The organism is Nocardia sp. BMG111209, assembly GCF_000381925.1.
Lineage (GTDB): Bacteria > Actinomycetota > Actinomycetes > Mycobacteriales > Mycobacteriaceae > Nocardia.
Genome location: NZ_KB907309.1, coordinates 851,419 through 877,582 on the forward strand (window position 1 = coordinate 851,419; position 26,164 = coordinate 877,582).

At 68.7% G+C, this 26,164-nt stretch carries 27 protein-coding genes, 1 tRNA gene, 1 other RNA gene and 1 pseudogene; 13 read left to right on the forward strand and 17 right to left on the reverse strand.

Annotated elements, in window-relative coordinates; all coding sequences use genetic code 11:
- Nucleotides 1–13: 13 nt before the first annotated feature.
- Genes G361_RS0135065 through G361_RS0135075 form a run of 3 tightly spaced genes read right to left on the reverse strand, consistent with a single transcriptional unit; the run spans nucleotide 14 to nucleotide 2,778 of the window.
- Nucleotides 14–988, reverse strand: a complete 975-nt coding sequence (locus G361_RS0135065; RefSeq protein WP_019931820.1) for an ABC transporter substrate-binding protein — start codon at nucleotides 986–988, stop codon at nucleotides 14–16.
- Between the two features lie 36 nt (nucleotides 989–1,024).
- Nucleotides 1,025–1,831: an amino acid ABC transporter ATP-binding protein gene (locus G361_RS0135070; RefSeq protein WP_019931821.1), complete on the reverse strand. Its 807-nt coding sequence runs from the start codon at nucleotides 1,829–1,831 to the stop codon at nucleotides 1,025–1,027.
- Complete coding sequence (locus G361_RS0135075) at nucleotides 1,828–2,778, reverse strand: amino acid ABC transporter permease (RefSeq protein ID WP_019931822.1); 951 nt, start codon at nucleotides 2,776–2,778, stop codon at nucleotides 1,828–1,830. The genes G361_RS0135070 and G361_RS0135075 overlap by 4 nt, the downstream gene beginning before the upstream one ends.
- A 185-nt stretch (nucleotides 2,779–2,963) precedes the next feature.
- Between G361_RS0135075 and G361_RS0135080 the strand changes: the two genes are divergently transcribed.
- Nucleotides 2,964–3,827: an SDR family oxidoreductase gene (locus G361_RS0135080; protein ID WP_019931823.1), complete on the forward strand. Its 864-nt coding sequence runs from the start codon at nucleotides 2,964–2,966 to the stop codon at nucleotides 3,825–3,827.
- Between the two features lie 18 nt (nucleotides 3,828–3,845).
- Here G361_RS0135080 and G361_RS0135085 read toward each other — a convergent pair whose 3' ends face one another.
- The 3 genes from G361_RS0135085 to G361_RS47545 form a co-directional block, all read right to left on the reverse strand.
- Nucleotides 3,846–5,081, reverse strand: coding sequence for an RNA polymerase sigma factor (locus G361_RS0135085; RefSeq protein WP_019931824.1), 1,236 nt, complete (start codon nucleotides 5,079–5,081; stop codon nucleotides 3,846–3,848).
- Nucleotides 5,078–5,422, reverse strand: coding sequence for a YciI family protein (locus G361_RS0135090; protein ID WP_019931825.1), 345 nt, complete (start codon nucleotides 5,420–5,422; stop codon nucleotides 5,078–5,080). The genes G361_RS0135085 and G361_RS0135090 overlap by 4 nt, the downstream gene beginning before the upstream one ends.
- 112 nt (nucleotides 5,423–5,534) lie before the next feature.
- On the reverse strand, nucleotides 5,535–6,224 hold the full coding sequence (locus G361_RS47545; RefSeq protein ID WP_019931826.1) for a hypothetical protein: 690 nt from the start codon (nucleotides 6,222–6,224) through the stop codon (nucleotides 5,535–5,537).
- 309 nt (nucleotides 6,225–6,533) lie between these two features.
- On the opposite strand from G361_RS47545, the gene G361_RS0135100 reads away from it, so the two are divergent.
- A complete protein-coding gene (locus G361_RS0135100; RefSeq protein ID WP_036496396.1) occupies nucleotides 6,534–7,166 on the forward strand; it encodes a hypothetical protein in 633 nt (210 codons plus the stop codon).
- 52 nt (nucleotides 7,167–7,218) lie between these two features.
- On the opposite strand, the gene G361_RS0135105 is transcribed toward G361_RS0135100, so the two are convergent.
- Entirely contained in the window at nucleotides 7,219–7,782 is a 564-nt protein-coding gene (locus G361_RS0135105; RefSeq protein WP_019931828.1) for a hypothetical protein, read from the reverse strand.
- A gap of 239 nt (nucleotides 7,783–8,021) precedes the next feature.
- Between G361_RS0135105 and G361_RS0135110 the strand changes: the two genes are divergently transcribed.
- Nucleotides 8,022–8,660 (forward strand): hypothetical protein, encoded by a 639-nt coding sequence (locus tag G361_RS0135110; RefSeq protein ID WP_019931829.1) that lies wholly within the window; start codon nucleotides 8,022–8,024, stop codon nucleotides 8,658–8,660.
- A 37-nt stretch (nucleotides 8,661–8,697) separates the two neighbouring features.
- Here G361_RS0135110 and G361_RS0135115 read toward each other — a convergent pair whose 3' ends face one another.
- From G361_RS0135115 to G361_RS0135125, 3 genes are read right to left on the reverse strand one after another with little or no spacing between them, the layout of a single operon-like run.
- Complete coding sequence (locus G361_RS0135115; RefSeq protein WP_019931830.1) at nucleotides 8,698–9,216, reverse strand: flavin reductase family protein; 519 nt, start codon at nucleotides 9,214–9,216, stop codon at nucleotides 8,698–8,700.
- Nucleotides 9,209–9,724: an NADPH-dependent FMN reductase gene (locus G361_RS0135120; RefSeq protein ID WP_026343882.1), complete on the reverse strand. Its 516-nt coding sequence runs from the start codon at nucleotides 9,722–9,724 to the stop codon at nucleotides 9,209–9,211. The genes G361_RS0135115 and G361_RS0135120 overlap by 8 nt, the downstream gene beginning before the upstream one ends.
- Before the next feature lie 29 nt (nucleotides 9,725–9,753).
- Nucleotides 9,754–11,013, reverse strand: coding sequence for an SfnB family sulfur acquisition oxidoreductase (locus G361_RS0135125; protein ID WP_019931832.1), 1,260 nt, complete (start codon nucleotides 11,011–11,013; stop codon nucleotides 9,754–9,756).
- Nucleotides 11,014–11,418: 405 nt separating this feature from the next.
- Here G361_RS0135125 and G361_RS0135130 point away from each other — a divergent pair, with 405 nt between their 5' ends.
- The 4 genes from G361_RS0135130 to G361_RS0135145 are packed head-to-tail and all read left to right on the forward strand — an operon-like array spanning nucleotide 11,419 to nucleotide 15,161.
- On the forward strand, nucleotides 11,419–12,144 hold the full coding sequence (locus G361_RS0135130) for an ABC transporter permease subunit (RefSeq protein WP_019931833.1): 726 nt from the start codon (nucleotides 11,419–11,421) through the stop codon (nucleotides 12,142–12,144).
- Complete coding sequence (locus G361_RS0135135) at nucleotides 12,117–12,923, forward strand: ABC transporter ATP-binding protein (RefSeq protein ID WP_019931834.1); 807 nt, start codon at nucleotides 12,117–12,119, stop codon at nucleotides 12,921–12,923. The genes G361_RS0135130 and G361_RS0135135 overlap by 28 nt, the downstream gene beginning before the upstream one ends.
- The gene (locus tag G361_RS0135140; protein WP_019931835.1) at nucleotides 12,920–13,918 is read left to right on the forward strand and encodes an ABC transporter substrate-binding protein; all 999 of its coding nucleotides are present in this window, start codon (nucleotides 12,920–12,922) and stop codon (nucleotides 13,916–13,918) included. Before G361_RS0135135 ends, G361_RS0135140 begins: the two co-directional genes overlap by 4 nt.
- Before the next feature lie 13 nt (nucleotides 13,919–13,931).
- Nucleotides 13,932–15,161 (forward strand): LLM class flavin-dependent oxidoreductase, encoded by a 1,230-nt coding sequence (locus tag G361_RS0135145; protein WP_019931836.1) that lies wholly within the window; start codon nucleotides 13,932–13,934, stop codon nucleotides 15,159–15,161.
- Between the two features lie 78 nt (nucleotides 15,162–15,239).
- On the opposite strand, the gene G361_RS0135150 is transcribed toward G361_RS0135145, so the two are convergent.
- Nucleotides 15,240–15,833, reverse strand: a complete 594-nt coding sequence (locus tag G361_RS0135150; RefSeq protein ID WP_019931837.1) for a hypothetical protein — start codon at nucleotides 15,831–15,833, stop codon at nucleotides 15,240–15,242.
- Nucleotides 15,834–15,957: 124 nt separating this feature from the next.
- Here G361_RS0135150 and G361_RS0135155 point away from each other — a divergent pair, with 124 nt between their 5' ends.
- On the forward strand, nucleotides 15,958–16,488 hold the full coding sequence (locus tag G361_RS0135155) for a PadR family transcriptional regulator (RefSeq protein ID WP_019931838.1): 531 nt from the start codon (nucleotides 15,958–15,960) through the stop codon (nucleotides 16,486–16,488).
- Between the two features lie 3 nt (nucleotides 16,489–16,491).
- On the opposite strand, the gene G361_RS0135160 is transcribed toward G361_RS0135155, so the two are convergent.
- Nucleotides 16,492–17,067, reverse strand: a complete 576-nt coding sequence (locus G361_RS0135160; RefSeq protein ID WP_019931839.1) for an HhH-GPD-type base excision DNA repair protein — start codon at nucleotides 17,065–17,067, stop codon at nucleotides 16,492–16,494.
- A 146-nt stretch (nucleotides 17,068–17,213) separates the two neighbouring features.
- Between G361_RS0135160 and G361_RS0135165 the strand changes: the two genes are divergently transcribed.
- A complete protein-coding gene (locus G361_RS0135165; protein WP_155981952.1) occupies nucleotides 17,214–17,840 on the forward strand; it encodes a hypothetical protein in 627 nt (208 codons plus the stop codon).
- A 66-nt stretch (nucleotides 17,841–17,906) separates the two neighbouring features.
- Here the strand turns inward: G361_RS0135165 and G361_RS0135170 are convergent.
- Both G361_RS0135170 and G361_RS0135175 read right to left on the reverse strand, forming a co-directional pair.
- Nucleotides 17,907–17,991, reverse strand: a tRNA-Ser gene (locus tag G361_RS0135170).
- 62 nt (nucleotides 17,992–18,053) lie between these two features.
- A complete protein-coding gene (locus tag G361_RS0135175) occupies nucleotides 18,054–19,085 on the reverse strand; it encodes a hypothetical protein (protein WP_019931841.1) in 1,032 nt (343 codons plus the stop codon).
- A 184-nt stretch (nucleotides 19,086–19,269) separates the two neighbouring features.
- On the opposite strand from G361_RS0135175, the gene ffs reads away from it, so the two are divergent.
- Nucleotides 19,270–19,364: signal recognition particle sRNA small type (ffs, locus tag G361_RS47900), an RNA gene on the forward strand.
- 152 nt (nucleotides 19,365–19,516) lie between these two features.
- Nucleotides 19,517–20,806: an aminotransferase class I/II-fold pyridoxal phosphate-dependent enzyme gene (locus tag G361_RS0135180; RefSeq protein WP_019931842.1), complete on the forward strand. Its 1,290-nt coding sequence runs from the start codon at nucleotides 19,517–19,519 to the stop codon at nucleotides 20,804–20,806.
- Between the two features lie 62 nt (nucleotides 20,807–20,868).
- Here the strand turns inward: G361_RS0135180 and G361_RS0135185 are convergent, their stop codons facing one another.
- Together G361_RS0135185 and G361_RS0135190 are read right to left on the reverse strand one after the other, a co-directional pair.
- A complete protein-coding gene (locus tag G361_RS0135185) occupies nucleotides 20,869–21,693 on the reverse strand; it encodes a methyltransferase domain-containing protein (protein ID WP_019931843.1) in 825 nt (274 codons plus the stop codon).
- Between the two features lie 117 nt (nucleotides 21,694–21,810).
- Nucleotides 21,811–23,277: a WS/DGAT domain-containing protein gene (locus G361_RS0135190; RefSeq protein WP_026343886.1), complete on the reverse strand. Its 1,467-nt coding sequence runs from the start codon at nucleotides 23,275–23,277 to the stop codon at nucleotides 21,811–21,813.
- Between the two features lie 138 nt (nucleotides 23,278–23,415).
- Here G361_RS0135190 and G361_RS0135195 point away from each other — a divergent pair, with 138 nt between their 5' ends.
- Entirely contained in the window at nucleotides 23,416–25,056 is a 1,641-nt protein-coding gene (locus G361_RS0135195; protein WP_019931845.1) for a cytochrome bc complex cytochrome b subunit, read from the forward strand.
- An 83-nt stretch (nucleotides 25,057–25,139) separates the two neighbouring features.
- Here G361_RS0135195 and G361_RS0135200 read toward each other — a convergent pair whose 3' ends face one another.
- Nucleotides 25,140–25,349 (reverse strand): DUF397 domain-containing protein, encoded by a 210-nt coding sequence (locus G361_RS0135200; protein WP_019931846.1) that lies wholly within the window; start codon nucleotides 25,347–25,349, stop codon nucleotides 25,140–25,142.
- 288 nt (nucleotides 25,350–25,637) lie between these two features.
- Here G361_RS0135200 and G361_RS51285 point away from each other — a divergent pair.
- Nucleotides 25,638–26,042, forward strand: a pseudogene (locus G361_RS51285) (DUF309 domain-containing protein); the annotation flags it as partial.
- Between the last annotated feature and the right edge of the window lie 122 nt (nucleotides 26,043–26,164).

Sequence of the window (26,164 nt, forward strand, 5' to 3'; positions counted from 1 at the left end):
CGCGCTCCCTGCCCTACGGCGCCTGTTTCGGCAGGCCGGCCGGGTCGATCTCCGAGGCCGGGACGGCCTCGCTCTCCAGCCCCCAGTGCGCCAGCCACTTCTGGTAGAGCCCCTGATCGATGAGGTACTGGATGGCGTCGTGCACCGGCTTCACCAGCCCGTTGTCCTTCTTGACCAGGACCGCGATCTTGCCCTGCAACGCCGTTCCCGCGCCGGAGAAGGTGGCCACCACCTTGGTCTTGCCGGTGCTGGAGGCGTGGTACTGCACCGACGGGTTGGGCCCGAGGTAACCGTCCAGCCGGCCGGAGGTCAGGGCGAGGAAGTAGTCACTGGTCTGCTGGTAGTAGGCGATATCGATCTTCGGCAGGCCCTCGGCCTGGTTCTGCTTGTCCCAGTCGACCAGCAGCTTCTCCTGGTTGGTACCGCTGCCGACGCCGATTCGCTTGCCCGCCAGCGATTTCCGATCCGCATAGGTCCAGGTGGCATCCTTCGGGATCTCCAGCCCGACGTTGTCCAGCCGGTAGGTGGCGAAGTCGTACTTCTCCTTGCGCTCCTCGGTGACGGTGACGTTCGAGACGAAGGTGTCCACCGCACCGGAGTCGATCGCGACGAAATTCTGGGCCCAGTCGGCGTTGCGGTGCTCGGTCTTCAGGCCGAGGACCTCGGCGACCAGGTCGGCGAGGTCGATCTCGCTGCCGATGATGGTCTTGTTGTCGGTGGCGTAGAAGCTCAGCGGCGGCACCGCGCCGACCTGTCCGGTGACCGTCAGCACACCGCGGTCGCGATAGACCTGCGGCAGTTCGGCGGCGATGGCGTCGACCTTGGTGGCGTGCACCCGGCTCGCCTGTTCCGGGGACAGGTCGTAGGACTGGCCGTTCACCGAATTCGTCTCGCCGGCTTGCGGTTCGGCGCTGCTGCAGGCCCCCGTCAGCAATACCGCGGCGGCGAGCACGGTCAGTGCCGGAACATGTCTGCGGGAGAGCGGCATGATGGATTCTTCCTTCGTCGAGCGGAGCATGTGCACTCAGAGGACGTGCGCGAGAAAGGTTTTGGTGCGCTGGTGACGCGGGTTGTCGAAAACCTCGGCGGGCGGGCCCTGTTCGACGACCCGGCCGTCGTCCATCAGCACGACCGTGTCCGCGACCTCACGGGCGAATCCGACCTCGTGCGTGACGATGACCAGGGTCGCGCCGTCCCGGGCCAGCCCGCGGATCACGTCGAGCACCTCGCCGACCAGCTCCGGATCCAGCGCGGAGGTCGGTTCGTCGAACAGCACCACGCTCGGCCGCAGCGCCAGCGCCCGCGCGATCGCGACCCGTTGCTGCTGACCGCCGGACAATCGGCGGGGATACTGTTCGGCCTTGTCCGCCAGCCCGACTCGGGCCAGCAACGCGCGCGCCTCGGCCCGGACCTCGGCGCGTGGCCGCCGCTGCGCCGAGATCGGCGCCAGCGCAACGTTGTCCAGCACGGTCAGGTGCGGGAACAGATTGAAGTTCTGGAAGACGAACCCGATCCGCGACCGCTGCCGCAGGATCTCGCGCTCGGACAGTTCGTGCAGCCGGTTGCCCTTGCGGCGGTAGCCGACCAGCTCACCGCTCACCCGCACGGTGCCGGCGTCCACCTTCTCCAGGTGGTTGACCGTGCGCAGCAGCGTGGACTTGCCGGAACCGGACGGGCCGAGGATCACCGTCACCTCGCCGGGCCGGACCGCCAGATCGATCCCGCGCAGCACCTCGTGATGCCCGAATCTCTTGTGTACACCGCGTAATTCGACCGCGTAGCCACCGGCAGCGGTGTCCGCGACGCGTTCGGATACGGCCGTCTCCGTCATGTCCGTCCCCCCGTGATGTCGGCCAGCGTGGCACGCACCCGCTGCCACGGTGTGGGCGGCAGCTCCCGCAACGCGCCCTTCGCGAAATGCCGTTCGATGTAGTACTGGACGATGCTCAGCACGGTGGTGAGCACGATGTACCAGACCGTCGCCACCATCAGCAGCGGCACCACCCGGCCGCTGCGGCCGTAGATCACCTGGACCTGGTAGAACAGTTCCGCGATCGCCATCACCGAGACGATCGAGGTGCCCTTGAACAGGCTGATCACCTCGTTGGCGGCATTGGGCAGGATGCCGCGCATGGCCTGCGGGGCGATGATCGTGAAGAACTGCCGATGTCGCGGCAGGCCGAGCGATTTCGCCGCCTCCAGCTGACCCGTGTCCACCGAGATGACGCCCGCGCGGATGATCTCCGCCGAATACGCGGCCTGGTGCAGCGCCAGGCCGATCACCGCGGCGCTGAATCCGCTGAGCACCTGATTGACGTCGAAGGTCACCACCGCCGGCCCGAACGGGATACCCAGCGACAACCGCTTGTACAGATAGGCGATGTTGAACCAGAACAGCAGCTGCACGATCAGCGGAATCGACCGGAAGGCCCAGACATACGTCCACGCGATCACCTGCAGCACCGGGATCCGCGACAGCCGCGCGATCGCGACCACACCACCGAGCAGGAAGCCCAGCAGGGTGCCCCAGAAGGTGAGCTCGAGGGTCACCTTCAGCGCGGTCAGCACCGAATGCGCGGTGAAGTACAGCCGGAACGTCGGCCAGTCCCAGCCCGGATTGGTGATCAGGCCGTGCGCGAACTGCGCCACCAGCACCAGCGCCACGACCGCCACCACCCAGCGCCAGGGGTGCCGGGTGCGGGCGACGACCAGGCTTTCGTCGTCGGACGGCCCGGCGGTCACCGGTTCGGCCGCGCCGGCCGGTGCCGCGCTACTCATGATCCTCAAGGTAGGCAGGGCCGGACGCGATGTCTGCACTCCGGATCATCGTGAATTCAACTGTTCGGCAATGCCGCTCGCGATGCCGTCAATTTGCGTACACTGATGTTCACAAATAGGGTGACCGGGCGTATCCGCTGTTCGGCGGATACCTGCCCCGGAGATTTCGACGAGGAGATCCGCCCATGCGCGACCTGACCGACCGTGTCTGTCTGCTCACCGGCGCCGCCGGCGGTATCGGCCGGGCCACCGCGCTCGCGGCCGCCCGCGCCGGCGCCCGGCTGATCCTCACCGATGTCGCCGCCGCCGGTCTGGCGGAGACGGTCGCGGTCGTCCAGGACGCCGGCGGGGACGTCCTGGCCGCCCGCGTCCTAGACATCACCGATCACGAGGCCGTCGCCGCCTGGGCCGAGGAGGTGCACGCCGAATACGGCCCGGTGGACGTGGTGATGAACATCGCCGGGGTCGCGACCTGGGGCACCGTGGAGAATCTGGAACACCGGCACTGGCGTTCGATGATCGAGGTCAACCTGATGGGCCCGATCCACATCATCGAATCCTTCGTGCCGCCGATGGTGCGCGCCGGTCGCGGCGGGCATCTGGTGAACGTCTCCTCGGCGGCGGGGCTGCTGGCGCTGCCGTGGCACGCGGCCTACAGCGCGAGCAAATTCGGGCTGCGCGGGGTGTCGGAGGTGCTGCGTTTCGACCTCGCGCGGCACGACATCGGGGTGAGTCTGGTGGTGCCCGGCGCGGTCCGCACCCCGCTGGTGCAGAGCGTGCAGATCATCGGCGTGGACCGCGACGATCCGCGGATGCGCCGGCTGACCCGGCTGTTCGAGGGGTATGCGGTGCCGCCGGAGCGGGTGGCCGATCGGATCCTGGCCGGGATCCGGCACAACCGGTATCTGGTGCACACCTCCCCGGACATCCGGCTGGCCTACTGGGTGGCCCGGAAGTTCGCGCTCCCCTACGAACTGACGATGCGCCTGGCCAACCGGCGCTTCGACCGATTACTCCCGCCGCTGCCGGAGCCCGGCCGAACCCGTTGACCGGCAGCGACTTCCGCCTCACGGCAGCTCGATGTCGAGCTGCTCCCGCCGGTTGCGCAGATGGTCGCGTTCGGCGGGATTCTCCGTATGTGCCAGTGCCAGTTCGAAGGCCGCGGCCGCCTCGGCCGAGCGGCCCAGCCGGTCCAGCAGTTCGCCCCGGACCGCGTGATAGAGGTGGTAGCTCGACAGGCCGAGTTCGTCGACCAGCGCCAGAGCCGTTGCCGGACCGTCGATCTCGGCGATCGCGACCGCCCGGTTCAGTGCCACCACCGGATTCGGCGCCAGCGTCGCCAGATGATCGTAGAGCCGGACGATCTGCGTCCAGTCGGTATCGGCGGTCGTGGCGGCGTCCGCGTGCACGGCGTTGATCGCCGCCTGGATCTGGTACGGGCCGGGCCGATTGCGCCGCAGGCACTCTCGCACCAGCGACCGCCCCTCGCCGAGCAGGGCCGGATCCCAGCGCCGCCGGTCCTGCCGCGCGAGCGGGATCAGCGAACCGTCCGCGGTGAGCCGCGCGGGCCGGCGGGCCTCGGTCAGCACGAGCAGTGCCAGCAAGCCGATCGCCTCCGGCTCGTCCGGCAGCAGTTCGGTGAGCAGGCGGGCCAGCCGGATCGCCTCCCCGCACAGATCGGCCCGGGTCGGCTCCGGTCCGGTGGTCGTGGTGTGTCCCTCGGTGTAGATCAGGTACAGCACCGCGAGCACCCCGGGCAGGCGCTGCGGCAGGTCCGCCGCGGCGGGCACCCGGTACGGAATACCCGCCGCGCGGATCTTGCCCTTGGCCCGCGAGAGCCGTTGTGCCATGGCCGTTTCCGAGACCAGGAAGGCGCGCGCCAGCGCGAGGGTGCCGAGCCCGCCGAGCAGCCGCAGGGTCAGCGCGACCCGGGCGGGCATCGCCAGCGCGGGATGACAGCAGGTGAAGATCAGGCGCAGCCGATCGTCGCGCACGTCGTACGACTGCGTCTGCTCCTCGGCGGACACCAGCGCGGCCTGCGCGTACTTACCGGCCCGCGCCGCCTCCCGGCGCAACCGGTCGACGGCGCGGCGGCGGGCGGTCGTGATGATCCAGCCCGCCGGCGCGGGCGGCAGCCCCTCGGCGGGCCAGTGCCGCAGGGCCGCGGCGAAGGCGTCCTGTACCGCATCCTCGGCGACGTCGATATCGCCGAAGACCCGGATCAGGACGGCGACGGCCCGGCCGTACTCCGCGGCGAACACCGCCTCGATCGCCCGGACATCCACCACCGCATCGGGATTCACTCGTCGATGATCGGCCGCACCTCGATCGGCAGGCCGATCACGGATGCCAACCGGCCCACCCAGACCAGGGCCGCGTCCAGATCCTCGGCCCGGATGATGCTGAATCCGGCCAGATATTCCTTGCTCTCGACATAGGGCCCGTCGGTGATCAGGACCTCGCCGCCGGGCCGGGCCTGGACGACCGTCGCCGTACTCGGCGCGTGCAGGCCGGCCGAGAACACCCACACTCCGGCGGCCCGCATCTCGTCGTTGAGCGCCGCGAGGTCGCGCATGATGTCGTCGAGGTTGTCCGGCGGGGTGCCGCCCTCCGGCTGCTGGATGCCGAGAAAGTACTGCTTCATCGTGTGCTCCTCTCCGCGGACCGGCCCGATGCCGGCCTCCGGGATCTACACGAACGGCCGCGGTCGATCTCGACGGTAGTCCACCGTGTCCCGGGTCACAGTCCGGACTCGGTCACAGGTGTGCGACGCAGACGACGAAGCGGCGCTGGGCGTAGACGAATCCGCGGTCGCCGGCGCCGGCACAGGCATTCACATCCGCGGTGCCCCGCTTGATGTCCACCACCTTGACCCGGCTCGACAGCGCGGCGACACAGGCGGCCGGGATCGGACCGGCGCCGGTCACATCCACGCAATTACCGACGGTCCAGGGGACGTCGAGACACAGCGTGTCCTGATCACCGCCGGGCAACGGACGCGGATAGGTGCGATCGGAATCGGCCGGACACGAGGTATTTCGCGCTGCCACACCGGCGACCCGGAAATCGGCGCCCGGTGTGCCACACTCGCTTTTCTGAATTGCTCCGTTTTCACCACCGAATCCCACACAATCACCGGTGGCGATATCGGCGCCGGGCTTCTTCTCCTGCGCGCCCTTGTGCAGTTCCGCGGCGCCGGCGGGCGCGTTCGCCGCGGTGGCGACCGAGGGCGGCGCCTCGTCGGCCGGTCCGGCGGGCACAGTCGGCGGCAGCGCGACGAGATCGGTAGTGGGAGCCGAAGTGCCTGTGGCACTGCGACTTTCATTGTCCTGATTGCGGTGGTCGGCGGCCCACAGTGCGCCGCCGACCAGCACTCCGGTCGCCACCGAGGCGGTGACGACGAAGCCCAGCAGCGCAAACAGGGCCTGGCCACGTCGACGCGACATGTGCCTGTCCTCCAGAGCTGTAACGCTATTGATAAAAGCGGCGATTTCCGTTTCGAGAGACCGGATACGGATTTTCGAATCACAAGATATCTACCGCAGGGCATACGACCGAGTCGAGCCCCGAGTGAATTCGGTCACGTTTGCGCCGTTTGTCGGCATTTCGATAACGATACGATAACTTCACCATCCGGTGTGCGAACGGAGGTTTGCGAATTTCGACTCGGGGGAATGAAGTTCCGGTCGCTGTACAGTTTCCACCCGGCCGGGCGCACCCGGCCGGATTCCGCACGCCTGCCACGAGGAATCTTCATGAAGTTCGGCTCGTTCGCCGCGCTCGCGGTCCTGACAGTCACCACCGTCGGGGTCGGCGCGGGAACCGTGAGCGCCGACCCGCTCACCCCCACTCCGCTCGATCGGCCCGGCGCCACCGCCGCGCAACAGATCTCGTCCGACGGCACCGACCGGGGCGTGGACTATCACGTGGTCCGCACCGATTTGTCCCGGGAACTCACCACCAGCGTGACCGGGGGCCGGTTCGCGCTCACCGGTGACCGGGTGACGCTCACCTCCGATACCGGCGACGAGATGACCTCCGTACCGCTGACGTACCGGGTGCGGGGTGTCGCCGTCCAGGTCGCGCAACAGATCTCCGACGACGGGCACACGCTGCTGCTGGCGCCGAAGGTCGGCGCCGCCGAGATCGGCGAGATGCAGCCGATCAGTTCCACCGCCCAGCTGGCGAACGAGGTGAACCAGAACGTCGTCGGCGTCGTCGCGGGCGGGGTCCTCGGCGGACTCCTCGGCACCGTCCTCGGCATGGGCTTCTTCAGCCTGCTCACCGGCCCGATCGGGCTGCTGGTCGGCGCGGTCGCGGGCGGTTACGCGATGGGCGGGCAGCCGTTCCTGGACGCGGTGACCGCGGTGCTCAGCGGCCGGCCCTGAGCGGCCGACCGGGTCCGAGCCGCCGGGGGTGAACGTCCGGACGGCCGCGGATTCAGTGCGTCGGGGCGGGCGCCACCGTCCCGGGCGACGGTTGTTGTTGCGGTGCGGGACGTTCCGCGCGGGGCCGGTCGTCCCGGGATCCGTGTTCGAAGCGGTACATCCACGGCAGCGCGCCGGGATGGAAGCGGTGGTCGGCCGCATGCCGGCCGTCGCCGTGCCGGTGCTCGCCGTGGCCACCGGCCGCCAGACCGGCGCCGAACCCGATCCCGCCGATCACCACGACGGCCAGCACCGCCGCGCCGACGCGCAGCGGGCGTGAGCCGCGCCACCGATCGGCCCAGCGCCGGGGCGGCCCGACGATGGCCAAGGGACCGATCGGGGCCGGTTGGCCGTGGACGGCGATCGGTTCCGTCGCATGCTCGGCGGGAGGTTGCCGGTCCGCCGACCGCGCATCGGTGCCGGGCTCCGATCCGGCGGTCGTTTCGGCGCCGGGCGTTGCCTGCGACTCGGTGGCCGGTTCGCCGCCGGTGGCCGGTTCCGCGGCGGTGATCGGTTCCGTATCGGTGGCCGGTTCCGCCGGTCCGGTCGAGCGTCCTTGCTCGTCGCCTGTCGTCATACCTCTGCCTTCCCGCGTCCGATGCTGTCGCGTCCCGATCCATCGGCGACCATAAGGGGCGACCTCGAGAAATTGCCCGGTCCGCACATGGGAACGTGCTGTGGGTCCTGACAACCGTCCGGATCCCGCTGCTGCGACCGGGAAAGTGCAGATCACACCGTTTTTGGTTGCGCGTGTGTCCGATTCGTGGCTGAATCCGTAGTGGTAATTGCTGTAGCTCGGACCGGGGGCAGTCACGGATGATCGGGGATTCGCACCGCTGGGTGTCGACCGCGGAGGCCGACATGGTCGAGTTGCAGGATCTCGTCTCGGAGCGCGGGGTGCAGATCGTGCGGCCCGACGAGGAGGAACTGCCCGGGGATGTGATCACCGAGGTCGAGGATCTGGTGTTCCGCTGGGCCAACCTCAACACCCAGGAGGAGGCCGAGGCGGAGCTCGACGACTGGGAACCGGTCGACGTGCTGCTCGCGATGAGCTGGATGTGCGCGCTGTGGGCGGTCGTGTGCGAGACACGGCTCGGTAAGCCCGCCGACGCGATCGTGCAGGATCTGGACTATCGCGGCGGCTGGCGGCGGCTGCGCACCGCCGAGGAGGAGCGGCTGTGGGAGGGCCTCACCGAGCGGATGCGCCTCGGCGCGATGGCCGCGCTCACCGAGGATCCGCGGGCGGTGGCCGCCTATCGCGAGGCCTACAGCGAGCCGGCGGACATCGCCGCAATCCTGGTGCGGCACACCCTGATCCACCTCGACGCGCTCAGCCAGGACATGGAACGCCACGACATCACCGCGCAGGGCCTGGCGACCGGCGTGATCGTGAACACCCGGCCCGGGACCGGACCGCGCCGGCGGCTGTGCTTCCGGCCGTCCCATCCACTGTGAGCCGGGCCGGAATCCGGCCCGGCTCGGGTGGTTTCGGCTAGCCGGCCGCCTGCAACGGCGACTCGGCGTGCAGCCGGCGGAACCGGCTGCCGTGGAACACCAGCGGATCGATGTCGGCCCGGGTGGCCAGGCGGTGGATGCGCAGCAGCACCACGTGATGGTCACCGGCGGGCACCTGGGTCTCGATGGTGCCCTCGATCCAGGCCGGGGCGCCGTGCACGAACACCGAATCGCCGGTGCCGCGATGCAATTCGAGCCCGGCGAAGCGATCGCCGTTCTTCGCGCTCAACGAGCGCGCGGCGGCGGCCTGTTCGGTGCCGAGCAGACTCAGGCCGAGGTTGCCCGCCTGCGACAGCCGGGGCCAGGTGCTCGAGCTGTTCTGCACGCAGAACGACACCAGCGGCGGGTCCAGCGATACGGGCACGAAGGTGCTCACCGCCAAACCGACCGGCGTGCCGTCGATATCGGCGCAGACGGCCACCACACCGCTCGGGAAGGCGGCGAACGCGTGGCGCAGGCCGACCCCGTCGGCGGGAATCTCGTTCAGCTCAGACATGATTCACGCTCTCCGTACTTCTGGACAGCGCACGCACCACCGGACCCCAGCGGTGTGCGTACGCGTCGATGACGCCATCCTCGGCGAAGGTCTTGTCGGACAGATAGAGTCCGGGCACGGGGGTGGTGGCGCCGAGTTCCACCAGAACCGGTTTGAGCAGCAGATCGGGGGCCAGCGCGTGCGCCGGTCCGGCGCCGAGCATCACCGGCACGGCCACCACCGAGGCCAGCCCGGTACCGCCGTCGAACTGCTCCAGGAACAACTTCAGCAGTCCGGTGTAGGTGGCCTTGAAGGTCGGGCTGGCGAATACCACCAGCTCCGAATCCGCCACCGCGCGAACGGCTTCGGCGACATTCGGATCGCCCCAGCCGAGCAGGGCGGGGCCGAGTTCGACCAGGTCGATCACGGCCGGCTCCGCGTCCGGGCGCAATCCGCGCGCCACCAGTCCGGCCGCGGTGAGCGTGCGGGAGGCGGGCTTCGGATTGCCCACCACCACCGTCACTGTCATCGTCGTGTCCTCTCGCTCGGTCGAATTCGTCAGATGACCCCGTGCAACGGCGGCGGGGTGCCGTGCAGTACGGCACGGCCGAGATGCTGGTACTTCCAGCGCACCGGGTCGTGCAGGGTATGGGTACGCGCGTTGCGCCAGAAGTGGTCGAGATCGAGATCGGCTGCGGCGCTGCGGGTTCCGCTCACCTCGAACAGCGCCGAGGACACCTCGGTGGCGGCCCGGTCGGCGGTGATCTTCGCGGTCGCGACGGCCAGCGAGGCGGCGGCCACCGCATCGGCGGTCGTGGCGGCGGCCGGCGCGTCGGCGCGGGTGGCGGCGTCCACGGCATCGGCGCGGGTGGCGGCGTCCACCGCCAGGCCCGCGGCGACCAGCGTGGCCTCGGCGGTCGCGACGGCCACGGCCAGTTCGCCGAAGCGCTGGATCACCAGTGGATCGTCGGCGGCGCGCGCCACCTGTGCCTCGAACCAGGGGCGGCTGCGGGTGCGGACGAATTCCGCTGCGGCCGAGAGCGCCCCGCGCGCGATGCCGGCATCGATGGCCGCGTGCAGCAATTGCGCGAACGCCCCGTATCCGGTCGGCGCGCGCACCGCGGCCGAGCGCGCGATCAACTGATCACGATTCACGATCACCGCGTCGAAGGCGACCGTGCCGCTGCCGGTGGTGCGCTGCCCCAGCCCGTTCCAGTCGTCGACGATCCGGACCCCGGGTGCGTCGGCGGGCAGATAGGCGATGTACTCGCCCGGTTCCAGCCCGCCGCGGCCCGCCGGATCGTCGAGCCGGACCAGCACCGCCAGCAGATCGGCGAACAGCGAACCGGTGCAGTAGTACTTGACCCCGTCGATGCGGAACCGGCCGTCGTCCTCGGGCCGGAGCGTGGTCGCCACCTCGGCGACGGTGGCGCCGCCGCGTTCGGACTGGGCATTCGCGATCCGGGCGCCCGCCAGCAGCCGCGAGAAGTAGTGCTCCCGTTGGGAGTCCGACCCGGCCAGCCGCACCAGGTTCACGTAGACGAAGTGGCTGTGCGGAATCTGCGCGATATTCGGATCGGCGACCGCGAGAAGCCTTGTCACCTCGGCCAATTCGCTCGGCGGCAGATCGGCGCCGCCGTAGGCGGCCGGTACGGTGATCGCCAGCAGACCCGACGCGGCGAGCCGCTCGATCTCCGCGACCGGCAACCGGCGCTCCCGATCCCGCAGGGCGGCTTCCACCGCGAACTCGTCCGCCAGCGCCGCGGCGGTCGCCCGCGCCTGGGCGGCGGAGGTGATGCGCTCGGCCACCACGGTCATCGGTTTCGCGTCCCAGGTCGACAGCGGTGTGCAGAACTCATCAGGGCTCCCGTGGTGCCGGTGGTCACGCTCGGCCACCGGACGCGGCATCCGAGCAGCCGGCGCGCCATCCACTACAGCACGTCCCGCCGGCCGCGACGAGGGTTTGAATCGGCGGGATCGCATCGCCGCGGTCCGCGCCGCCGCGGAAATCGGGGCGGGAGGGTTCCAACCACGCAGATTTCAATCGGTGACCGGCTGGACATCCACTGCCAGCATCGATTACGGATGCCGACCGCCCGGCTCCGTCCACCCCTCTTCGCAGAGCACGAGGTTCTCACGGTGTCCACTCTCGCGCTGCGGTCGGCGCCGTCCAGGCCGCGATCGCACCGATCCCCAGGGTCCTGGGTCCGGCTGATCAGCCCGGTGGTACTCATCGTGCTCTGGCAGCTGCTCAGCTCCACCGGGGTCCTGCCGCCGAAACTGCTGGCCTCCCCGTCCACCGTGGTGACCACCGCGGTCGACCTGATCCGCGCCGGCACGCTGCCGCACGCGATCACCGTCTCCCTGCAGCGGGCACTGATCGGCTTCCTCATCGGGGCGGTGATCGGCGTCGCGCTGGCGGTGGTGGCGGGCCTGAGCCTGTTCGGCGAATACCTCGTCGACCCGCCGATGCAGATGCTGCGCACGCTGCCGTTCTACGGGCTGATCCCGCTGCTGATCCTGTGGTTCGGCATCGGCGAGCTGCCCAAGATCGTGCTCGTCGCGTTCGGTGCGGCGATTCCGTTGTACCTCAACACCTTCGCCGGAATCCGCAGCGTGGACGGGAAATTGGCCGAAGTGGCCCGGGTGCAGCAGTTGTCGCGGGCCGGCCTGATCCGGCACATCGTGCTGCCCGGCGCCCTGCCGCAGGCCCTGGTCGGGTTGCGGCAGTCGCTCGGTATCGCCTGGCTGGCGCTGATCGTCGCCGAACAGGTGAATGCCGATGCGGGCGTGGGCTTCATGATCAACGATGCCCGGGAATTCCTGCGCACCGACATCATCGTCGTCGGCCTGCTCGTCTACAGCCTGCTCGGACTGCTCACGGACGCGATCGTCCGGCTGATCGAAAGGAAGGCGCTGGTATGGCGACGCGGTTTGCTGGGGAACTGAAGGCGGACAGCGATTTTCGCCCGGCCGATACCGCCGCGGCCGATCCGGTCGTGGCCCGCGTGGCCGGGCTCACCAAGGCGTTCGGCGACCGCACCGTGCTGGACGGGATCGATCTGCGGATCGAGCGCGGCGAATTCGTGGCACTGCTCGGACGCAGCGGCAGCGGTAAATCGACGCTGCTGCGCGCCCTGGCCGGACTGGACCACGAGCACGGCGGCGAACTGACCGTCGGCGGCGATGTGGCCGTCGCCTTCCAGGAGCCGCGACTGGTGCCGTGGAAGCGGGTGCGCGCCAACCTGACTCTGGGTCTGCGTGGTCGCGATCCGAAGGCCGCCGCCGATGCGGCACTGGCCGAGGTCGGCCTGTCCGATCACGCCGACGCCTGGCCGCTGACGCTCTCCGGCGGCGAGGCCCAGCGCGCCGCACTGGCCCGCGCCCTGGTGCGCGATCCGGACCTGCTGCTGCTCGACGAGCCGTTCAGCGCGCTGGATGCGCTGACCCGCATCACGATTCACACGCTGGTGCTCGAACTGTGGGCCAAGCACCGGCCCGGCGTCCTGCTGGTCACCCACGACGTCGACGAGGCGCTGCTGCTGGCCGACCGCGCCCTGGTACTGGCCGACGGCCGGCTCGCGCGCGAGATCCGCGTCGACCTGCCCCGCCCGCGCCGGCGCGACCACCCACGCTTCACCACACTGCGCGGAGAACTGCTCCGCGAACTCGGCGTTGCCACAGATGAAGACGCCGTCCGAGAAGAATCCGAAGAAGGAAACGCATGATCACCCGCCGCTTGTTCGCCGCCCTGGCACTCACCGCCATCGTGGCGACCGGCTGTTCCTCGAACGATGCGAAGGACGCCGCGGTCGGCTCGGACGGCGCCGTCGACCTCACCAAGGTGACCCTGAACCTGGGCGACCAGAAGGGCACCGGGCTGCAGGCCCTGCTGGACGCCGCCGGCGAATTGAAGAACACGCCGTACCACATCTCCTGGTCGCAATACACCTCCGGACCGCCGATGCTGGAGGCGATCAATTCCGGCGCCGTCGATTTCGGCGGGGTGGGCAACGCCCCGCCGGTGTTCGCGGCCGCGGCGAATTCGGATATCAAGATCGTCACCGCCTATCAGGCGGGTAAGCACGGGCAGGCGATCGTGGTGCCGAAGGATTCGCCCATCCACAGCCTGACCGAGCTGCGCGGCAAGAAGATCGCCGTCGCCAAGGGCAGTTCGGCGCACCACCATCTGCTCAGCGTGCTGACCAAGAACAACCTGTCGTTCAACGACATTCAGGCGCAGTACCTCCAGCCCGCCGACGCGCTCGCGGCACTGTCCACCGGCAAGGTGGACGCCTGGGCCATTTGGGACCCGTACACCGCGCAGGCGGAGCAGCAGATCGGCGCGCGGATCCTGGTGGACGGCGACGGTTACATCTCCGGCGACTCCTTCTACGTCGCCGGCACGAAAGCGCTGGGCGACAAGGCCAAGACGGCCGCGCTGCGCGATCTGATCCAGCGCATCTCCCGGGCCCACACCTGGGCCGTCGCCAACACCGCGGCCTGGGCACAGACCTTCTCGCAGACCTCCGGCCTGTCGCTGGACATCGCCACGGCCGCGGTCAAACGCCTGACCTTCCAGGATCATCCGATCGACGACCCCACCATCGCCGCGGAACAACAAGTGGCCGATGCGTTCTCGGACGCCGCGCTGATCCCGCACAAGGTGCGCATCACCGATTTCATCGACACCCGCTTCAACGACCTGTTCCCGAAGTCCTGAAAGGAGTATCCGGATGAGCCTGTCCTTCCACTGGTTCCTGCCCACCTACGGTGACTCCCGCAACCTGATGGCGGGTGGTCACGGCACCTCGATGGCCGGTGACCGGCCCGCGTCGCTGCGCTATCTCAACCAGGTCGCCGGCGCCGCCGAGGAGAACGGCTTCGAGGGTGTGCTGACGCCGACCGGCGCCTGGTGCGAGGACGCGTGGCTGTCCACCGCGATGCTGGTGGAGACCACCGAGACGCTGAAGTTCCTGGTGGCCTTCCGGCCCGGCATCATCAGTCCGGTGCTCGCCGCGCAGATGGCGGGCACTTTCCAGCGGCATTCCCGCGGCCGGCTGCTGCTGAACGTGGTGACCGGCGGCGAGCCGCACGAGCAGCGCGCCTACGGCGACTTCCTGTCCAAGGAGCAGCGTTACGAGCGCACCGGCGAATTCCTGCACGTGGTGCGCGAACTCTGGCGGTCGCACGATCCGATCTCGTTCCGGGGCAAGCACATCCAGGTCGAGAACGCGCTGCTGAACAACCGGCCCGATCCGCTGCCGCCGATCTTCTTCGGCGGCTCCTCCGGCCCGGCGGGCCCGGTCGCGGCCCGGTACGCCGACGCCTATCTCACCTGGGGCGAACCGCTGTTCGCGGTGAGCAAGAAGCTGGAGTGGATTCGCGGGCTGGCCGTCGACAACGGCCGGGTGCTCGACTACGGGCTGCGCATCCACGTGATCTCCCGCGACACCTCGGAACAGGCCTGGGCGGAGGCGGATCGGCTGTTGCAGGCGGTCGACCCCGCGGATATCGAACGGGTGCAGGCGAATCTGGCGCAGAGTGAGTCGGAGGGGCAGCGGCGGATGCTGGAGCTGCACGCCGGCTTCCGAGCGACGGGCTTGGAGGCGGCAGCGAGCGTCACCACGGAAGGCCCCGGGAGGAAGCCCGAAGGGTACAGCTCGACCGAACGGTTGGAGATTGCGCCGAATCTTTGGGCGGGTGTGGGTCTCGTTCGCGGCGGGGCCGGCACCGCGCTGGTCGGTTCGCACGCGGAGGTCGCCGAGCGGCTGATCGAGTACTCGCGGCTGGGCATCAAGCACTTCATCCTCTCCGGGTATCCGCATGTGGAGGAGGCGTACTGGTTCGGTGAGGGCGTGCTGCCGATCCTGCGGCGCAAGGGCCTGTGGAAGCATCCGACGCAGCGTCCGGCGGGACCGGTGTCGACCCCCTTCGCCACCGCGGTGACCGCCTCCAGCAGTTAGTCACGGCCACAACGGCATTCGGCCGCCGATCCGCAGTGTGCGGACCGGCGGCCGAATGCCGTTGCCGTGAAGGGTGATTCACTCCACCGGAGCGGCCGTCGGCAGATTCGCCGGGTCGACCCCGAGCCGCCGCTGCACGACCTTCGGGTACCGGGCCGTGAAGATCGTTGCGATCGTGAAGAATCCGACCTTGCAGACCACCAGCACCGGCACGTTGTGCGGGGCCCAGTGCTGGAGGACGGCCAGCACCACCGCATCGGCGGTGAAGCACAGTGCCCACACCGTCGTGATCACGATGTTGATCCGCCGGAAGACGGCCGTGCTCGCGACGAATTCGTTGACCGAGCGCCGGGCGATGCCGATGGTGAACGGCTGCCCGACGGCCAGTCCCAGCCAGGCCGTGATCGCCAGCCAGCCGATGGCCAGCGAGGTGCCGTAGTGCAGTACGGCCAGATGCGGCGTCACCAGCGTGAGCACGCTGAGCACGACCATGTAGAGCGTGCTGGAGACGTCGAGAATCATGGCGTCCCAGGGGGTTCCCTTGCGGCGATCATCGATCAGCAGTACCACCGCCGCGGCCAGGCCGGACAGCGCCCCGGCGCGCTCGTCGAAGCTGCTGACGACCGCCAGCAGGATCCAGGGGAGGAAGGTCCGGGCGTAGTACTTCAGCATTGTCGTGCCTCTCAGCGCTCGAGCCCTGCGGCCCGACGTTCCATGTTTGACAGGTCGACGGTAGAAGACCACCGACAGACATGTCAATAGTGATATGTCAGCTCTGATCTGTTAAGTTCGGGGTATGAGTTTGCGACACGGTGTCCTGGGCCTGCTGGCCGAACTCGAGCATGCCAGCGGCTACGACCTGATGAAGGTCTTCGATGTATCCCTGGCCGGCGTCTGGCCGGCCACCCAGAGCCAGCTGTACACGGAGCTGGGCAAACTCACCGCCGACGGCCTCATCGAGGTCGCGGCCGAGGGGGCCCGCGGCCGGAAGGAGTATCGGATCACCGAGGCCGGCCGGGAGGAGTTGCGGCACTGGCTCGTCGAGGTCCCGCCACGGCGGCCGGTGCGCGACGAGACGTTACTGCGCATGTTCTTCCTCGGCCAGGTGGAACCGGAACAGGCCCGGAACTACCTGCTGCGCGGCGTCGACTATCTGAACACGCAGCTGGAGAAGCTGGAGACCGACGACCAGAACAACATCAACTGGGGCGACGACAATCTGTCCCATTACGGCCGCATGGTGCTGGAATACGGCAAGCGCTACATGACGCTGCGCCGCGACTGGCAGGCCGAGGTCGCCGACCGCATCGCCCCCGCCGCCGAGTAGTCCTTACTTCTTGGCGGCGGCCTTCGCCTGCTTCTTGAACGCCCGCACCTGCGCGAGCGATTCGGCGTCGACCACGTCGGCCACCGATCGGGTGGACCCCTCGTCGCCGTAGGCCCCCGCCACCTCGCGCCACCCCGCGGGCTGCACACCGCGCTGTTTACCCAACAGCGCCAAGAAGATTCGCGCCTTCTGATCCCCGAATCCGGGCAGCGCCCGCAGCCGCCGCAACACCTCTTTACCGTCGGGATCCCCGTCGGTCCACAACCTCGACACCACCCCGTCGTAGTTGTCCACGACATACCGGGCCAATTCCTGCACCCGTCGCGCCATCGACCGCCCGTATCGGTGAATGGCCGGCGGCGTGGCCCCCAATTCCTCGAAACCCTCGGGATCCGCCTCCGCGATCCGCCGCAGATCGAATCCGTCCATCCGCTCCGCGATCTTCTGCGGCCCCCGGAAGGCATGTTCCATCGGGAACTGCTGATCCAGCAGCATCCCCGTCAACAACGCGAAATCGTTCGTCGACAACAGCTTGTCGGCCTCCGGCTCCTGCGCGAGGCACAGCATGCGGCTCACCATGCACCGATCATCTCATCCCCGCCCGCCGCGCCGGACGCCACCTGCCACACCGGACCGGCCCCGGATTGTACGGTGACCAGAACATCCCGACCGCTTCATGAACAACGTTCACCGACCTATCGGACACGCACCGGTTGGAGAACACCATGGCCGTCGCACACCCCGTTCCGGAACCGCCCCGAATCCGGGAAGATACGTTCCCCCCGCCCGGCGCCCTCCCGCGCTACGCGCTGGTGACCGCCGTACTGATCGCGATCATCTCCTGCATCGTCGCCGCCGGCTCGGCGATCTCCCTCGGCGTCGACCACACCCTCCGCGCGGAACACCACACCGCCACCCGGGCGGCCCACCCCGACCGCGAGAATATCTACAACGCTTATCTGACAGCGTATTTCGAAATGCTGAAAGAACTCAGCACCCTCCAGAGCAATCTCCGCACGGCCCTCCCCCGCGAAACCATCACCACCCGCTACCAGTCCTACAGCGACCGATCCGTGCAGTTCTACGCCTCCTCCGCCCTCCTGCTGATGATCGGCAGCGACGCGATGATCGGCCCGATAACCCGAATCTCGACCTCGTTCGCGGAATTCGGCAGGCGCTGGGACGATTTCGCCCAGCGATACCTCACCCCCGACGCCCCCGGCGCCGACGACCCCACCGCCTGGACCCAGGACGCCGCCACCCTGTCCACGGTCATCGCCGCCGTCCTGAAGAAACAGGACAACCTGATCGGCCCGTTCCTGGCGCAGGGGCACGCCGACCTGGGGAGTTGAACAACACGAGTGCCCGCGGAAACGGCTCGGCCCGGGGCTGCGAGTGCAGTCCCGGGCCGGCTTCGGCGGAGGATAGGGGATTTGAACCCCTGAGGGCGTTAACCCAACCCGCGTTCCAGGCGAGCGCCATAGGCCACTAGGCGAATCCTCCGTCGAGCAATATACCGGTTGCCCCCCGGTTATCGGCAAACGGGCCGGTCGGCGGGGGTGGGATTACTTGTGGAGGGTGGCGAAGACCTTCTTCAGCTGGTCGGTGCAGGTGTTCGCGACCGTGGTGGTGTTGAGGGTGCCCGGGTCGGAGTGGACGCGCAGCTCCACCTTGGCCGACAGGTTGGAGTCCAGGGCGGCGCAGGTGTAGTCGAGCACCACGAAGGACGAGTAGTTGGTCTGTTCGGAGGCGAAGTAGGCCTGCTGGCCGATGCCGCTGAGGGCGCCGGAGGAGCGGCCGGAGCCGGTGGTGCGGGTGTCCGAATCGTGCCAGGAGTTGTACTGCGGCGGGCCGTAGTCGCTGGCGAAGGTGGCGCCGGCGCTCAGGGTGGCGTCGTTGCTGCCGTATTTCCCGGCGCCGCTGTAGCGCGCCGAGCAGTTCAGGGAGCCGCCGTCGTAGCTGGTGGGCTGGCGTTCGGTGTGTTCGGAGGTGCCGGCGGTGGGGGCCCATTTCTGCAGTACGGTCGGGTCCACGACGCTGCAGGCGTTGCTACCGGCCTTGCTGATGGTGTAGTTGCCGTCGTGCTTGCTGCCGGAGGCGCCGCCGAGGGCCGAGCCGCCGGATTTGTGGGTGAGCGCGACGAGGCCGACGACACCGCCCGCGATCAGCAGGACGATGACGATGATCACGGCGATGACCACGCCGTTGTTGCTCTTCTTCGGCGGCATGGCGCCGTACTGGGGCATGGGGCCGGGGGTGCCGTATTGCGGCATCGCGCCGTATTGCGGCGGCGGGGGAACCGTGCCGAACTGCTGTGATGAGGGTGGGACCGTGCCGTATTGCTGCGACGGGTAGGGCGACTGCTGCGGTGGATAGCCGGCCCCCAGGACCGTGGCCTGGGGATCGTAGCCGGGCTGGGGATAGGGCTGTGGCGCACTCGGATACGCCGGTGGGGGACTCGGGAATCCGCCGAGCACGGTCGGATCGGTGCCGGTGACCGGGGCACTGTCGGCCGGCGGGGTCGACCACCACTGCACGGTCTCGTTGGGATGCCCGTCGCCGGGACTCCCGTCCTGCGGCGGATTGCTGCGTGTCACTTGCTCGGTTCCTCCCCGGTCGAAACGCGGTGATCCGCGACGAACCTCTCGAAGCGCGGATTTTCGCGGCGAACTTCGCAGCGATCGTAACCAGTACGAGGACGTACGTCTCGGAGTCGACCTCCCGCTCGTGGGCCGGGATCGACCGTGCGCAGAGCACCGCCGGGGCGCTGCTACACTGGCGAACGGATCCCGCGCGGCGAGCATCCTGTGAACTCCCCCAGGGCCGGAAGGCAGCAAGGGTCAACGGGCTCTGCCGGGTGCGCGGGGTCCCCTAATCTTCCCGCCGCGCCGGTTGTGCGGCATCCTGCCAGGCCGCGAACGGCCGCGACACAACCGTCGCCAGCGCCCGGACCGGCGAGTAACGTGGTCCGCTGGACCGGCGACGGAGGCCGGTCACGACCACATCGCCGTTGGAAAGGCTACCCACGATGCCCCGGCAGACGCAGATCGGTTTGATGAGCCATGCGGAACTCGTGTCCGAACACGAGACGCAGACCGCGAACTACGCGAAGCTCCAGACCGAGAAGCTGACGCTGGACCTCACCCGGGGTAAGCCCGCACCCGAACAGCTGGATCTGTCCGCCGACTTACTCTCGCTGCCGGGCTCCGGTGACTACCGCGACGCCACCGGCACCGACTGCCGCAATTACGGTGGGCAGCAAGGACTTCCGGAGCTGCGGGCCATCTTCGGCGAACTGCTCGGCATTCCGGTGGCGAATCTGCTGGCGGGCAACAACTCCAGCCTCTCGCTCATGCACGACCTGCTGGCGTTCTCGCTGCTGTACGGCACCGCCGATTCGGCCCGCCGGTGGGTCGACGAGCCCGTCGTCAAGATGCTCTGCCCCGCCCCCGGTTACGACCGGCACTTCGCGCTGAGCCAGGCGCTGGGGATCGAGATGATCCCGGTCGCCATCGGGCACGACGGCCCGGACATGCCTGCCATCGCGGCGCTGGTGGCCGAGGATCCGCAGATCAAGGGTCTGTGGGTGGTGCCGAACTACGCCAACCCGACCGGCGTCACGCTCTCGGAAGAGGTTGCCCGCGAGCTGGTTTCGATGCCGACCGCCGCACCGGACTTCCGCCTGTTCTGGGACAACGCCTACGCCGTGCACCCGCTGACCGACCTCGCCGATCCGGTGCTGGACGTGCTCGGCCTGGCCGCCGCCGCGGGTAATCCGAACCGCCCCTTCGTCTTCGCCTCCACCTCGAAGATCACGTTCGCGGGCTCCGGCGTGAGCTTCCTCGGCGGTTCGAGCGCCAACCTGAGCTGGTATCTCAAGCACGCGGGTGTGCAGAGCATCGGCCCGGACAAGATCAACCAGCTGCGCCACGTGCGGTTCTTCAAGGATGCCGACGGCGTGCGCGCGCACATGCAGAAGCACCGCGCCCTGCTCGAGCCGAAATTCGCTCTGGTGCTGCGCATCCTGGAGGAGCGGCTGGGACCGTCGAAGGTCGCGTCCTGGACCGAGCCCAAGGGTGGCTACTTCATCAGCCTCGACGTCCTGGAGGGCACCGCCGCGCGCACCATCGCGCTGGCGAAGGAGGCCGGTATCGCGCTGACCGCCGCCGGTTCGGCCTTCCCCTACGGGAAGGATCCCGAGGACAAGAACATTCGCATCGCCCCCAGCTTCCCGTCGCTGACGGATCTGGAGACGGCGATGGACGGGCTGGCCACCTGCGTACTGCTCGCGGCCACCGAGAAGCACATCACCGACTGAGACCCGAACGGCCCGCCGGCACTCCGATGGAGCGCCGGCGGGCCGTCTCTCGTCGGTCCGGACTACGCCGGTTTGTGGGCGAGTACCGCGAACACGGTGACCGACAGGTGGATGTCGCCGGTGCGGGCGCCCATCGCCAGATCGGTCAGCAGCCGCTCGCGCTGCGGTTCGGTGATCGCGCCGCGCGCGACCGCCATCGCGGAGATGCGGCCGACCAGCGCACCGGCCCCCGCACTCGGATCCTGTACCAGCGCATGCGAGGCCACCTCGTCGATGACCAGGCCCGCCTGGGTGAGCAGGCCGGACAACCGGCGGCCGGAGAACGGCTGGGTGGTGCTCGCGATCAGGGTCTCGACCACCTCGTGCACGACGTGCCGGTCGCCCGGGTGCACGATCGCGGTGCCCCAGTCGCTGTCCATCAGCACCACGCGACCGCCGGGCCGCAGCACGCGCGCGATCTCTGCGGTGGCGCGGGCCGGGGCGGTCAGATGCTGGAAGACGCGCTCGCACAGGGCGACATCGACGGAGTCCGAAGCGAAGGGCAGGCCGTAGGCGTCGCCGGAGACGAATCGCGCGGACGAACCCGCTTGTGCCGCACGGCGTTCCGCGGCCAGGCGCAGGTCCGGGTCCGGTTCCACGCCGATCGCGGCGCCGGTCGGGCCGACCGCGTCCGCGAATGCCAGCACCTCCGAACCGGTTCCGGAGCCGACGTCGACGGCGCTCTCACCGGCCGCGGCGGCGAGGGCCTCGTGGGCCCAGGTCCGCAGGCGGCGGATGCCGGGCAGGGTCGCCCGCAGGTCCCGGACGTCGACGAGCTGGTCGTAACCTTCGCGGTCGAAGTGGTCCGGACGCAGGCCGGGGAACGAGGTGCTGGGGGTGGGCGCCATGGATGTAACCGTTCTGTCTTTCGGCACCGTTGCCACGGGGGGTGTAGCCAGAGTGTCAGGCATGGGCCCACCCTACGCGGGACCGCAGGCTACCGGCCGGTTCAACTGTGGTATGGGTCACCGCGGCGCGACGGCGTGCGCGACCACCCGGGTGAGGGCGGCGTCCAGCGCCGCGGCATAGTCGCCGAGGTCGGGCAACACGTCCGGATCGGCGTGCACCGACACCGTGACGGTATCCCCGAGCCCGTGCACGCCGTGCGTCAGATGCATGACCGCGCCGAGGGCCGGGAAGCCCGCGGTGAACCGGACCGCCGCGCCCGCACAGGTCAGGTCGGCCGGGCCGCGGTGGACGCTGGAGACGACGGTGTGCGCGGACAGCGTCGCCGGGACCGTGTCGAGTGGGAATGCGGCTATGTCGCGGCGCAGCACCGGGGCGGGGAGGACGGCGGTCACCCGGTCGGGGGCGTCCAGCAGCGGATGGGCGGCCCGCACCCGGCGAGCGGCCAGCGTGGTGGCGATCAGATCGGTGCGCCGATGCGGATCGGGTTCGTCGCAAGGCAATTCGACTGCCACGTCGCGATAATTGTTGCGCCGCAATCGGTTCGATGTGGGTAGTGCGACGGATACCTGCGCGGCGAGTTCGGTGGGTGGCACCGCGGGTACCGGCTCGGCAGGATCCACAGGTCGCGCAACGGATACCGGCTCGGCGCGATCCGAAGGTGGCGCACCACGTTCGGCGAGATGGGCCGGCAGGGCCTCCGCGATGGCGGCGAGCACCAGTGCGGTCACCGTGCGGCCGGGTACGCGCAGGTCGTCGCGTACCAGCATCCGCACCTCGTGCCGGATCGGTGCGGGTGGGCGGTTCAGTACCGTCGGCGCGAATTGGCCTCCCGGCCGGGGGATTTCGCCGCGCGCCGTCCGCTCCGCCAATTCCCGGCGGGCCCGTTCGGCGGCTGTCCCGCGAACGACGGTGCGCACCATGGCGACCGGTAGTGCCGCCAGTGCCCGCGCCTCGATGGTCCACGTGGCGAGCGTGCGGCCCCCTGCGGCGATCGCAGCGGGCATCCGCCGTGGCGACGGGCCGCCGAGGTCCGTCGCGTGCCGCACCCGGGCCCGGATCGGCTCCGGACCGAATACCGCGCGGGCGATCTCGGCGGCGCGGCGGCCGTCGGCGAGGGCGTGGGAGAGTTGCAGGATCACGACCAGTGCCGGGCCGTCGCCACCCGGCGCTCCGGTCACCTCGCGGAACAGGTGCAGTCGCCAGGGCTGCCGGTCGGCTCGGACCCCGTCGGCGAGGAGGTCGCCGAGTGCGGCGACGACCGTGGCCCACTCCGATTGCGGCGGACGGTGTTCGGTGAACCGTGCGGCGGTGATCTCGCACGGCACCCAGCGTGGATAGGCGAAGCGGTACTCGCGCAGCCGGATTCGCAGATCGGCGACGGCCGCGCAGCGGGCGTGGAGAGTCGCGCGCAGGGCCTCCGGCGGGCAGCCGGGTTCGTCGAAGCAGTACAGCAGGAACAGATCGTTGCAGGCGCGCCGCGACAGCCAGTAGCGGATCGCGTCCGGTGGGGCGAGCGTGGGCACGCCGCCGACGATAGCCGCCGCGCCGCGGGTCCGCGATTCGCCTTGGCTATCGCGGTCCACGAAAGTCATCGATCGCCGAAACGAGAAGTGCTACGCTCTGTAGTAGAAGATTTCCACGCTCTCGAGTGGGTGACTGCCATGGCAGTATCAGAGGTCCTCGCCGCACAGGCGGACTCCGCGGATCAGCGCTACCGAGCGGCGAATTTCGCCAAACGATCCATCAACAAGGTCTTTCCGACGCATTGGTCGTTCCTGCTCGGTGAGATCGCGCTCTACAGTTTCATCATTCTGATCCTGTCCGGGATCTATCTCACGCTGTTCTTCGACCCGTCGATGTCCGATGTGGTCTATCAGGGCGCCTATCAGCCGTTACGCGGCGTCACCATGTCGCGGGCCTACGAGACGGCGCTGAACATCAGCTTCGAGGTGCGCGGCGGTTTGTTCGTGCGGCAGGTACATCATTGGGCCGCACTGTTGTTCGCGACATCGATGGTCGTCCACCTGTGCCGGATCTTCTTCACCGGCGCCTTCCGCAAACCGCGCGAGGCGAACTGGGTGATCGGCTCGGTGCTGTTGATCATCGCGATGTTCGAGGGCTTCTTCGGCTATTCATTACCCGACGATCTGCTCTCCGGCACCGGGCTGCGGGCCGCATTCGCGGGTATCACACTGGGTACCCCGGTGGTCGGCACCTGGCTGCACTGGCTGATGTTCGGCGGTGACTTCCCGGGCACGATCATCATCCCGCGGCTGTATATCGCGCACGTACTGTTGTTCCCCGGCATCATGGCGGCGCTGGTGGCCGCGCACGTCGCCCTCGTCTGGTATCAGAAGCACACCCAGCTGCCGGGGCCCGCGCGGACGGAGAAGAATGTCGTCGGCACCCGCATCGTGCCGGTGTTCGCCTTCGATCAGGGCGCGTTCTTCATGATGACCCTCGGCGTACTCGCGCTCATGGGCGGCCTGTTGCAGATCAATCCGATCTGGAATCTGGGTCCGTACAACCCGTCCCAGGTGTCGGCCGGCACCCAGCCCGATTTCTATCTGATGTGGACCGACGGATTCCTGCGGCTGTTCCCGGCCTGGGAGATCTACGTGTTCGGGCATACGGTGCCCGGATCGTTCGCGGTGGCGATCCTGATGCCGCTGCTGTTCGGGCTGCTGATCGGCTATCCGTGGATCGAGAAGCGGCTCACCCACGACCGCGCGCCGCACAATCTGCTGCAGCGGCCGCGCGATGTGCCGGTCCGCACCGCGATCGGCGCGATGTCGCTGGCCTTCTACGCGGTGCTGACGCTGGCCTGCGTCAACGACGTCATCGCGCTGAAGTTCGACATTTCCCTGAACGCGACGACCTGGATCTTCCGCATCGGATTGCTGGTGGTGCCGCCGGTGGCCTATTTCGCCGCCTATCGGTTGTGCCTGGCCCTGCAACGTTCCGATCGGGCGGTGCTGGCGCACGGCATCGAAACCGGGGTCATCCGGCGGTTGCCGGACGGCGAATACATCGAGTTGCATCAGCCGCTGGGACCGGTCGACGAACACGGCCATCCGATTCCGCTGGCGTACCAGGGTGCGGCGGTTCCGAAGAAGATGAACGAACTGGGACTCTCCGGTAAACCGGGCGCCGGGAGCTTCTTCCGCGCCGATCCGCTGCCGGAAATCGAGCAGCTGCGCGCGGGTGAGCATTCCCAGGAATCTCGCAGGCTCGCGGTGTTGCGGCAGGCTCAGGAAATGGCGGGGGGCGACCCGTCCGAGAAAATTGAGTACGCCGACTGAAACAATTGATTGAATCGCGGAATATCGCACACGGCCCCGAGCCGTTCGGCCCGAGGCCGGTTCCGTACGGTTCGGCGCGGGGCTCAGGCCCGGTCGAACATCCCGCCCGTCACCTCGGCGAGGAAGGTGTCCCACTCGCCGGGGGCGAAGGCCAGGATCGGACCATGCCCATGGTCTTTGGTGTCGCGGACTGCGATATTGTCGTCGCCCAGAAACGCGACCTCCACGCAGTTTCCGTCGGGACCGCTGTATGAACTCTTTCGCCACACAGCACCGGTCACGTCGACCTTCACAGCTATAGCTCCTTCGCTACATCGAGAATACGAGTTGACCCTGGCTAATCATTCGATCTTGTTCCCCGACTCCTGCCGAGCACCGGAATCCTGGGATACGCCATGGGTGGTGGTGTACAACTGCCGCTCGCGTCGGCCGCGTACCTCCGCCTGTTCACTTTGCGGGGTGTTGCCCGCCGTGTTGCACACTAGCAGGTTTTCACAGTCGCGCCAGGGACAGTTTTCGCGTTCACCGGCCGTGGATCCGGACATATCCGGATGTCTGATGGTTTGCGGACAAATTGCTTGATGAATTACAAGATCAATGCTGCAGATCGGTGGGAATTACCGGCTGCGCACGGTCGAGTGGTTCGTACCGGATATTCACGCGCGGGCGGCGCCGGGCAGAATGGTCCGGTGACCGAACGCGACCGAGACGACGCCGGACACGCCCGGAATGCCCGGCCCCGCGACCGGCTCGGTCGTCCGTTACCGCCGGGTAGTACCGGGGTGCCCCGCATCCCCGATGATCTCCAGCTAACTTCTCGGCAAACTTTGGACTATGCGCAGCGGCTGCTGAACGACGGTACGGCGTTCCACGCGCACGAGGTCCTGGAGGCGGCGTGGAAGAACGGACCGGTTGCCGAGAAGATGCTGTGGCAGGGTCTGGCCCAGTACGCGGTCGGCCTGACCCATATCCAGCGGGGTAACCGCAAGGGGGCGACGTTACTGCTCGAGCGGGCCGTCGGCCGGCTGACCGCCGCCGAACCCGCGCCGTACGACATCGATACCGCCGGCCTGATCGGCCGTGCGCGGGAGCTGCTGGCCGAGCTCGC